The sequence below is a fragment of the Roseovarius salis genome (assembly GCF_044472985.1).
Taxonomy (GTDB): domain Bacteria; phylum Pseudomonadota; class Alphaproteobacteria; order Rhodobacterales; family Rhodobacteraceae; genus Roseovarius; species Roseovarius salis.
Map to the genome: position 1 here is coordinate 47434 of NZ_JBISDG010000011.1, position 8966 is coordinate 56399.

At 65.1% G+C, this 8966-nt stretch carries 8 protein-coding genes; 5 read left to right on the forward strand and 3 right to left on the reverse strand.

The window, feature by feature from the left end; all coding sequences use genetic code 11:
* Nucleotides 1-66 precede the first annotated feature (66 nt).
* From ACH13J_RS06210 to ACH13J_RS06230, 5 genes are all read left to right on the forward strand, one after another.
* Nucleotides 67-828, forward strand: coding sequence for an NAD kinase (locus ACH13J_RS06210; protein WP_397542488.1), 762 nt, complete (start codon nt 67-69; stop codon nt 826-828).
* Nucleotides 829-1146: 318 nt separating this feature from the next.
* Nucleotides 1147-1587 carry a hypothetical protein gene (locus ACH13J_RS06215; RefSeq protein ID WP_397542447.1) on the forward strand — a complete coding sequence of 147 codons (441 nt, stop codon included), beginning with the start codon at nt 1147-1149 and terminating at the stop codon, nt 1585-1587.
* 63 nt (nt 1588-1650) lie between these two features.
* Nucleotides 1651-2061, forward strand: a complete 411-nt coding sequence (gene csgH, locus ACH13J_RS06220) for a curli-like amyloid fiber formation chaperone CsgH (protein ID WP_397542448.1) — start codon at nt 1651-1653, stop codon at nt 2059-2061.
* 41 nt (nt 2062-2102) lie between these two features.
* The gene (locus ACH13J_RS06225) at nt 2103-2501 is read left to right on the forward strand and encodes a hypothetical protein (protein ID WP_397542449.1); all 399 of its coding nucleotides are present in this window, start codon (nt 2103-2105) and stop codon (nt 2499-2501) included.
* Between the two features lie 44 nt (nt 2502-2545).
* Entirely contained in the window at nt 2546-2950 is a 405-nt protein-coding gene (locus ACH13J_RS06230) for a hypothetical protein (RefSeq protein WP_397542450.1), read from the forward strand.
* Between the two features lie 29 nt (nt 2951-2979).
* On the opposite strand, the gene ACH13J_RS06235 is transcribed toward ACH13J_RS06230, so the two are convergent.
* The 3 genes from ACH13J_RS06235 to ACH13J_RS06245 form a co-directional block, all read right to left on the reverse strand.
* Nucleotides 2980-4872 carry a propionyl-CoA synthetase gene (locus tag ACH13J_RS06235; protein ID WP_397542451.1) on the reverse strand — a complete coding sequence of 631 codons (1893 nt, stop codon included), beginning with the start codon at nt 4870-4872 and terminating at the stop codon, nt 2980-2982.
* Nucleotides 4873-5084: 212 nt separating this feature from the next.
* On the reverse strand, nt 5085-6557 hold the full coding sequence (locus ACH13J_RS06240; RefSeq protein WP_397542452.1) for a methyl-accepting chemotaxis protein: 1473 nt from the start codon (nt 6555-6557) through the stop codon (nt 5085-5087).
* 68 nt (nt 6558-6625) lie between these two features.
* Nucleotides 6626-8905 carry an NADP-dependent malic enzyme gene (locus ACH13J_RS06245; protein ID WP_397542453.1) on the reverse strand — a complete coding sequence of 760 codons (2280 nt, stop codon included), beginning with the start codon at nt 8903-8905 and terminating at the stop codon, nt 6626-6628.
* Nucleotides 8906-8966 lie beyond the last annotated feature (61 nt).

The following is an 8966-nucleotide window of genomic DNA, read 5'->3' on the forward strand; positions in this document are numbered from 1 at the left end:
GCAACACGGTAGAGCGCGTAGCGCAATGGCCAAGAAAAAGGCGCATCGGAAACAGTTTTCATGGAAATGGACCGCAAGATCGCCTTCGTCGCCAGCGACGTCCCCGTGGCCCAGACCGCCCGCGCCGCGCTCATCCAGCGTTTCGGCAATGTCGCGGTGTCGGAGGCCGACGTGATCGTGGCGCTCGGGGGGGACGGGTTCATGTTGCAGACCCTGCACGACACGCAGGACTTGTCGGCGCCGGTCTACGGCATGAACCGCGGCACTGTCGGCTTTCTCATGAACGAATACAGCGAAAGCGATCTGATAGAGCGCCTCGACGCCGCCGAGGAGGCCGTGCTCAACCCCTTGGCCATGAAGGCGATGACGCTCGACGGCAAGGTGCACGAGGCACTGGCGATCAACGAGGTGTCCTTGCTGCGCGCCGGACCGCAGGCGGCCAAGCTCAAGATCACGATCGACGGGCGGCTCCGGCTTGCCGAGCTGGTTTGCGACGGAGCGCTTGTGGCGACGCCCGCTGGCTCGACCGCCTACAACTATTCGGCCCATGGCCCGATCCTGCCGATCGGGTCCGATGTTCTGGCGCTGACGGCGGTGGCGGCATTCCGGCCGCGGCGATGGCGCGGCGCGCTGCTGCCGAAGTCGGCAAAGGTGCGTTTCGACGTGCTGGACGCCGCGAAGCGACCGGTGATGGCCGATGCCGACAGCCTGTGGGTAGAAAACGTGCTGTGGGTCGAGATCCGGTCGGAACCCAGCATCGAACACCGGCTCCTGTTCGATCCGGGCCACGGGCTGGAAGAGCGGCTGATCCGGGAACAGTTCGAGTAACCGCCACCTTCGATTGCGTATCCGCGTGCCCGAACGTGCCGCTTCGCGTCATGTTCGCTCGGCATGCGCCGTTTCCGCCTGCGTGGCGGAAACGAAGGTAAATACCAGAAATATAAATAAAAAACAGAAATGTTATCCGATATCCATGCCCCGTCCCGGCCCCGTAATCGGATATCCCGGCGGGGATATTGCCTGTCATCGCGAACACCGCTCAGACCTGACTCATCGACAGCGCGACACCCTCGCCTGATCGAAAACGAGATCGACCCGTCGCCCCGGCGACACGCAACCAATGCAACAGGAAGAGAGGAAAGACCGATGACCTTTGCGCGCATATTCAAGACCACTGCACTTGCCCTGACGATCATGGGCGGCCTCACGGTCGAGGCCATGGCCGGCGGTAACAACGTCACGATCAAGCAGTGGGGTAGCGGCAACGGCGCCGCCGGATCCCAGAATGGCCACTGGAACAAGCTGAGCGTCTACCAGGACGGCTACGGCAACACGTCCATTTCGACGCAGGATGGGTTTGGCAACCGCACCGTCGTTGGCCAGTCGGGTCACAAGAACACCGCCACGACGGGCCAGACGGGATCGGGCAACATAGCCGGCGTGGCCCAGTTCGGCGGGCACCAAGATGCCGATACCAGCCAGACCGGTCACGGCAACGCCGTCGGCGTGATCCAGACCGGCCACGGGAATTCCGCCAGCACAGCACAGCATGGCAACGGGAACGTCGCTGTCGTGGTGCAGGACTGAACCCAAGCGCCGGGGCCGCATGACGCCCCGGCGCCCGACCCTCACATTGCAAGGAGACCAGTCATGACAGTTGCGACTCTTGCCTTTCGCCTTTCGGTGCTGGCCGCCATTCCGGTTGCTGCAGTGCTCGCCGAGGCTTTGCCGAGCACCGCGCATGAAACGGCCACGGCGGATTCACCCCTGCGCTGCGAAATCGTTACGCGGTCAACCGCGACGGGGGTGCAGCTGGAAGGCCACGTTCATGCTGACACGACCGCTCGTGGCCGCTACGCGCTCAACGTCTTGCAAAGCGGCGCCCACGGTTCGTCCGTGATCGAGCAGTCGGGGGCATTCGCTGTCGAGGCGGGCCGCTCCGCCACGCTTGGCAGTGCGAATTTCGGGGGGGATCCCGGCGACTACGAGGCCGAACTCACCCTCTCATGGGATGGGGACGACATCGTCTGCCGCTCCGTCCGGGGACAGCGTACGCCCTGAACCAACCTGCACGCCAATATCATTCCAAGGGGAGATCCAAGATGAAACGCATACTCGTATCCGCAACAATCGCGCTGAGCACTCTTGTCGCGGGCGCCGCCAGTGCCGGCGGGTCCGTCAGCCTCACCGTCGAGCCGCAAAATGCCAGTCAGGCAAAGATCATGAAGATCGGCCTGGGACTCTATGCCGCCCATGAAGGGATCGAGGCCGGCGGGCATGTCTCTCAGGCGGGCGACGGCAATGCCGCCGGCCTGCACCAGAGCGGCAACGGCCATCTGGGTGTGATCGAACAGGATGGCGACAACCACACCGCAACGCTGAGCCAGAATGGCGCCGGCCACGCCTGCGGCATTTTCCAGTACGGAGAAGGCACCTCGGCCGATGTCAGCCAGTCCGGCCATGGTGATGCCTGTCTCGTGGTTCAGGCCGGCTGGCAATGAGCCGGCGCCGCACGGCGTGACCCGACCGCAATAAGGAGACCGAAATGACCCGTTCCCCCGTCCAGACCCTGTGCCTCGCGGCATGCCTGTCCCTTGTATCCGGTATCGTGGCTGCTGATCCGTCCGATCGCGGCGGTTTCCAGCAGGTTAGCCCCGAGGACCGGCCCTCACCTTTCGTTGGCGCGCCCGATGGCTGGTCGGCGCGGACGGGCTGGCAGGGCAATGTGGCCAGCGTGCAGCGCACGGGGCGCGGCAACCGCTCGGGCATCACGCAGTCGGGCCGCGGCAGCCGTGCGACCATCCGCCAGAACGGCAACCGCAACAGCGCGGAAATTCGACAGAGTGGCGACAACAAGCAGGCCACCGTGATCCAGAACGGCGACGATACGGACGTCACCATCCACCAGCACGGGGACGGGCCCGGCGGTGCGATTGTCATCACGTGGTAGGCGCCCCGCCATGCGGGGCGCCGCCGCGATCATGTTTTCGCGTACCCGATCGTTTCCAGCGCGGCCCTGATCTCGTCGAGGATTGCCGGGTCGTCGATCGTGGCAGGCAGCTTGAATTCCTGCCCGTCGGCAATCTTGACCATGGTGCCCCGCAGTATCTTGCCCGACCGTGTCTTGGGCAGGCGGTCCACGACCACGCACAGCTTGAACGCGGCCACCGGGCCGATCTTGTCCCGCACGAGCTTGACGCATTCCCGCGTGATCTCTTCATGCGGCCGGTTCACACCCTTGGTCAGGCAGACGAACCCCACGGGCAGCTGGCCCTTGAGTGCGTCGGTCACGCCAATGACAGCGCATTCGGCCACGTCGGGATGCTCGGCCAGCACTTCCTCCATACCCCCCGTTGACAGGCGGTGCCCGGCGACATTGATCACGTCATCGGTACGCGCCATGATGTAGAGATACCCGTCCTCGTCGATCATGCCCGCATCGCCGGTCTCGTAGTAACCCGGGAAGGTGTTGAGGTAGGATTTCCGGAAACGCTCCTCCGCGTTCCACAGTGTCGGCAGCGTGCCGGGTGGCAACGGCAGCCTGACCGCCACGGCCCCGAGGGTGTTCGGCCCCTGCGGCTGTCCGGCCTCGTCCAGTATCTGGATGTCGTAGCCGGGCATCGGCACACCCGAAGAGCCGATCTTGATCTCCATCTCCTCGATGCCCATCGGGATGCCGGTGATGGTCCAGCCGGTTTCGGTCTGCCACCAATGATCCACGACCGGCACACCGAGCTGGTCGGCAGCCCAGGTCAGGGTGTCCGGGTCGGCCCGTTCCCCTGCCAGATACAGCACGCGCAGGCAGCCAAGGTCGTATTTCCGCACGAACTCGCCCTCTGGATCCTCGCGCTTGATCGCGCGGAATGCCGTGGGGGCGGTGAAAAAGCTGCGCACGTTGTGCTCGGATATCACGCGCCAGAAGGTGCCGGGGTCGGGCGTGCCGACGGGCTTGCCCTCGAACACGACGGTGGTGTTCCCGTGAATCAGCGGCGCGTAACAGATGTAACTGTGCCCGACGACCCAGCCCACGTCGGAGGCGGCCCAGAACACCTCGCCCGGCTCGACGTTGTAGATGTTCTTCATGGTCCAGTTCAGCGCGACGAGATGGCCGCCGGTTGGACGCACCACGCCCTTGGGGGCGCCCGTCGTGCCGGAAGTGTAGAGGATATAGGCGGGGTGGTTGCCCTCGACCGGCACGCAGTCGGCCGGTTGCGCGTCCTGCTGCGCCTCGTGCCAGTCGACGTCGCGGCCGGGTTCCAGTGCGACCCGGTGTTGTTCCCGCTGGAAGATGACGCAGAACTCCGGCTTGTGCTTGGCCTGCGCGATCGCCCCGTCGTAGAGGCTCTTGTAATCAACGGTGCGACCGGGTTCCAGCCCACAGGATGCGGCGATGATGGCTTTGGGGTGCGCGTCGTCGATGCGCACGGCCAGCTCGTTCGCGGCGAAGCCGCCGAAGACAACCGAGTGGATCGCGCCAAGCCGCGCGCAGGCCAGCATCGCCTCGAGCGCCTCCGGTACCATCGGCATGTAGATGATGACCCGGTCGCCTTTCTCGATCCCCCGCGCCCTCAGGGCCCCGGCCAGCGCCGCGACGCGGTCCTGCAACTCCGCGTATGTGATCTTCTGCTTCGTGCCGGTGATGGGGCTGTCATGGATGATCGCGACGCGGTCGCCGTGGCCGGCCGCGACATGGCGGTCAACGGCATTATGGCAGGTATTCACCTGGCCGTCGCAGAACCATTCGTAAAGCGGGGCATTGTCGTCGAAGAGTGCCTTGGACGGCTTGCGATCCCAGTCGATCGCCTCGGCCGCCTGCATCCAGAAGCTTTCGGGGTCCTGCTTCCAGCTGTCATAGACCTCCTTGTATCCCATTGGTCTTCCTCCTCCGGTCCCAATTGAACATGGTGTTACGAGACCGCCCGCCGCCACGGCAAGAGAGACGCCGAAGTGCGTGGCAGATTATCGCAGAAATTTGCAGGTCGTGACGCCACGAGGCTGCAAATTTTTGCAAATCCATAAAAATTTTCAGGAAAACGCGCTATAGTCGTCGAGTTTGCAAAATTTGCAAAGCGTGGTCCGGCGAATCAGGCGAGATATGCCAGGCGCAGCCCGCCCCAGTGCCGGCCGCGCACGCTGATCGGCGCCGACACATCCTTCATCAGCTTGAAGGTGCCCCCGCCCATGTCGCGGCGGTAGACCTGCAGGAGGAAGTCCTGCGTGTTCCGGCCCGCCTTCAGGCCCACGCGGTCATCGAAGATGCGCCGGTTGCGGCAGTTGGCGGTGTTCCATTCCTCGTCTGGCCCTTGCGGCCTTGAAAACTTGCGGTTGTGTGTCGGCAGATAGCCGTCGCGGTTGACCGCCGCGCAGAAAATGACCTGATCCGACAGGTCGAGCGCGGCCTCCTGCACGGGCGGGAACAGCGCGTCTGCAAGACGGGTGAAGGGCGCCATCATCTGTTGCGGCCGCGTGCCCGGGATCGGCTCGTACTCGCGCGAGAACAGCGCGCTCTCGCTGATGCGGCCGGTGGCGACCGCCTCTTCCAGCAGCGCGGAGATCCGCGCGGCATCCGCGCGAACCCGGTCGATGAACGGCTGGTCGCCCGTTGCGGCCCCGAGACCGACGGTATCCTGCACCATCGTCTCGGAGTGATCGACCAGCTTGTCGGCACGTTCGCGCATGTCCGAGATGCGCTTTGACGTATCGCCGATCGATGTCTCGACATCCTTGAAGGCCGGGGCGAAGTTGTCGGTTGCGCCGCGCACGGTTTCGGCCTCCGACAGCACGGTTTCGGTCTGCGTGTTCAGCGTGTCCATCGCCGCCGCGATCCGCGTCAGCGCGGCGTCCGTTTCCTCGTTGTCGCGGATCACCTGTCCGGTCTTGTCCCTGACCGCGGCCGAGCCGCCCTCGAGACGACGAAGCGTTTCATTAAGACCTTCGACACCCGACTGGATCGTTCTTGCCGTGTCCGACGTCGTCACCGCGAGTTCGTTGATGGCATTGGCGATGGTGGCAAAGCCTGCGCCGGCCTCGCCCGCGCGGGTGGCCTCGATCCGGGCATTGATCGCCAGCATCGTGACCTGGGAGGCGATATCGCTGATGCTGCGGTTGCTCTTGCGCACGTGTTCAAGGGCGGTGAGCACGTCCGAAACCTGCTCGGCCATCTCGGCCATCTGGTGCGCGACCTCGCCTGACCTTTCGGCTGTGCCCTGCACCCGCTTGACCGCGCCCCGCACCAGCTCGGCGGTTTCCCCCGTCGCGGTTCGCATGGTCTCAACCCCGTGCAGGATGGCCGTGTTCGCGGTGATGACCGCGTCGGCATTGTCGCGGGCACGCCCGAGCGTTTCGAGTTGAGCGGCGGACCGGCGATCCAGTTCCTCCGTGAAACCGGCGAAATCGACCATCTCGAAGCCCAGCTGGCCGGCATGCCGCGCAAGACGCGCGATCAGCCTGTCACTGCCGGGCACGTCGACGGGCGGGACATCGCCGGCCACCGGGGCAGTCGGCGCGGGGCGGTCGTCTCGGGGGGGCGGGCAGGCGCGGGCAGGGCTGTTGGGCATGGCACACTCCGGGCTGGAACGCCGCCGTCTTACCGTCCGGAGGTGAATGCCGGGTTGACGCCGCCCGTTCAGCCGTAATGCGCGACCGGTGTTCCGGCGATGGCGGCCATGTTGAGCAGGCCGCGCGCCGTGATGCCCGGCGTGACCACGTGCGCGCGGTTGCCCATGCCCATCAGGATGGGCCCGACTTCCAGGCCGCCCGCTTTCATCTTGAGAATGTTCCGCACCCCGCTGGAGGCATCGGCGTTGCCGAAGATCAGCACGTTGGCCGCCCCGTCCATACGGTTGTCGGGAAGGAGCCGTGCGCGCAACTCGGCATTGAGCGCCGCATCGACGTTCATCTCGCCCTCGTAGACGAAATCGCGCGGTTCACCGTCGAGAATTTCCAGCGCCGCCCGCAGGCGCTTGCCCGAGTCGCTGCCCTGGTTGCCGAACTGTGACTGCGAGCAGAGCGCGACCTTGGGCTCGACCCCGAAGCGGCGCACATGCCGCGCCGCGCCGATCGCGGTCTCGGCAAGATCCTCGGGAGAGGGGTGAACGCGCACATGGGTGTCCGCGATGAAGATCGGGCCGTCCTCGAGGATGATCATCGAAAGCGCACCGTGAGGCCGGTACTCGGCGCAGCCAAGCACCTGAGTGACGTAATTCAGGTGCCAGCGGAATTCGCCGAAGGTTCCGCAGATCAGCGAATCCGCCTCGTTCCGGTGGACCATCACGGCACCGATGGCCGTGGTGTTCGTGCGCATGATGGCCTTGGCGAGGTCAGGGGTGACGCCGCGCCGTTTCATTATGTCGTGATAGGTTCCCCAGTAATCGCGGTAGCGCGGATCGTTCTCGGGGTTCACGATGTTGAAATCCCGCTCGGGCCGGATTTCCAGGCCCATGCGCTCGCATCGCGTGCCTATGACGTCGGGCCGGCCGATCAGGATGGGTTGTTCGGTCGTCTCCTCCAGTATCGCCTGTGCCGCGCGCAGCACGCGCTCGTCCTCGCCCTCGGCGAAGACGATGCGGCGCTCGGCGGTCGCGGCGGCGTCGAAAACCGGGCGCATGAGCAGTGCGGACTTGTAGACGCTGGCATCGAGATCGGCCTTGTAGGCGTCGAGATCGGTCAGCGGCCGCGCCGCGACCCCCGTTTCCATTGCCGCGCGCGCCACCGATGTCGAGACGATTCCCGACAGCCGTGGGTCGAACGGCTTGGGGATCAGGTAGTCGGCGCCGAAAGTCAACTGCTCGCCCTTGTAGATGCTCGCGGCCTCGGCACTCGTCGTCGTGCGCGCGAGTTCGGCGATCCCTTCGACGCAGGCGATTTGCATGGCGTCGTTGATCTCGGTCGCCCCGACGTCCAGTGCACCGCGGAAGATGAAGGGAAAGCACAATACGTTGTTGACCTGGTTTGGAAAATCGCTGCGCCCCGTGGCGATGATCGCGTCGGGCGCCACCTCGCGGGCGATGTCGGGCATGATCTCGGGCGTCGGATTGGCAAGGGCGAAGATGATCGGCCGGCCGGACATCTTTCGCACATGCTCGGGCCGGAGAACATTGGGCCCTGACAGCCCCAGGAACAGGTCCGCCTCCTCGATCACCTCGTCGAGCGTTCGCTTGTCGCTCTTCTGGGCATACGCCGCCTTCTCCGGCGTCATGTCCTCCGCCCGATCCGCGTGGACAAGGCCGTGAATATCGCAGAGCCAGACATTCTCGCGCTTCACGCCGAGCTTCAGCAGCAGGTTGAGGCAGGCAATGCCCGCCGCCCCGCCGCCCGTGGAGACGATCTTGATGTCGGCGAAGGACTTGCCCGCCACGTGCAGGGCGTTGGTCGCCGCGGCGCCCACCACGATGGCGGTGCCGTGCTGGTCGTCGTGAAAGACGGGGATGTTCATGCGTTCGCGGCACAGCCGCTCCACGATGAAGCAGTCGGGCGCCTTGATGTCCTCGAGGTTGATGGCGCCAAAGGTGGGTTCGAGCGCGCAGACGATCTCGGCAATGCGCTCGGGGTCGGTTTCGTTCACCTCTATGTCGAAGCAGTCGATCCCGGCGAACTTCTTGAACAGGACAGCCTTGCCTTCCATGACCGGCTTGGAGGCAAGCGCACCGATATCGCCAAGCCCCAGCACGGCGGAGCCGTTGCTGACCACGCCCACGAGGTTGGCCCGCGCGGTATACCGGCTGGCGGCGCTCTCGTCGGCCTTGATCTCCAGGCACGCCTCGGCGACGCCGGGCGAATAGGCGCGCGAAAGGTCACGCCCGTTGGCAAGCGGCTTGGTCGCGCGGATTTCCAGCTTTCCGGGCTTGGGATGCTCGTGATATGCCAGCGCGGCCTGACGCAGGGTCTCCTTGTGGCTGTCGGTCATGTGCCTCCCTTCCCGCGAACTAGTTTAGCGGTAAACTAGTTTTCCGCCTGTCCGGCCGTGC

Excerpts from the sequence above, each read along its gene's own strand:
- ACH13J_RS06210 (WP_397542488.1), top strand. The coding sequence starts at position 67 with ATGGACCGCAAGATCGCCTTCGTCGCCAGCGACGTCCCCGTGGCCCAG.
- ACH13J_RS06225 (WP_397542449.1), top strand. The coding sequence starts at position 2,103 with ATGAAACGCATACTCGTATCCGCAACAATCGCGCTGAGCACTCTTGTC.
- ACH13J_RS06235 (WP_397542451.1), bottom strand. The coding sequence starts at position 4,872 with ATGGGATACAAGGAGGTCTATGACAGCTGGAAGCAGGACCCCGAAAGC.
- ACH13J_RS06215 (WP_397542447.1), top strand. The coding sequence starts at position 1,147 with ATGACCTTTGCGCGCATATTCAAGACCACTGCACTTGCCCTGACGATC.
- ACH13J_RS06240 (WP_397542452.1), bottom strand. The coding sequence starts at position 6,557 with ATGCCCAACAGCCCTGCCCGCGCCTGCCCGCCCCCCCGAGACGACCGC.
- ACH13J_RS06245 (WP_397542453.1), bottom strand. The coding sequence starts at position 8,905 with ATGACCGACAGCCACAAGGAGACCCTGCGTCAGGCCGCGCTGGCATAT.
- csgH (WP_397542448.1), top strand. The coding sequence starts at position 1,651 with ATGACAGTTGCGACTCTTGCCTTTCGCCTTTCGGTGCTGGCCGCCATT.
- ACH13J_RS06230 (WP_397542450.1), top strand. The coding sequence starts at position 2,546 with ATGACCCGTTCCCCCGTCCAGACCCTGTGCCTCGCGGCATGCCTGTCC.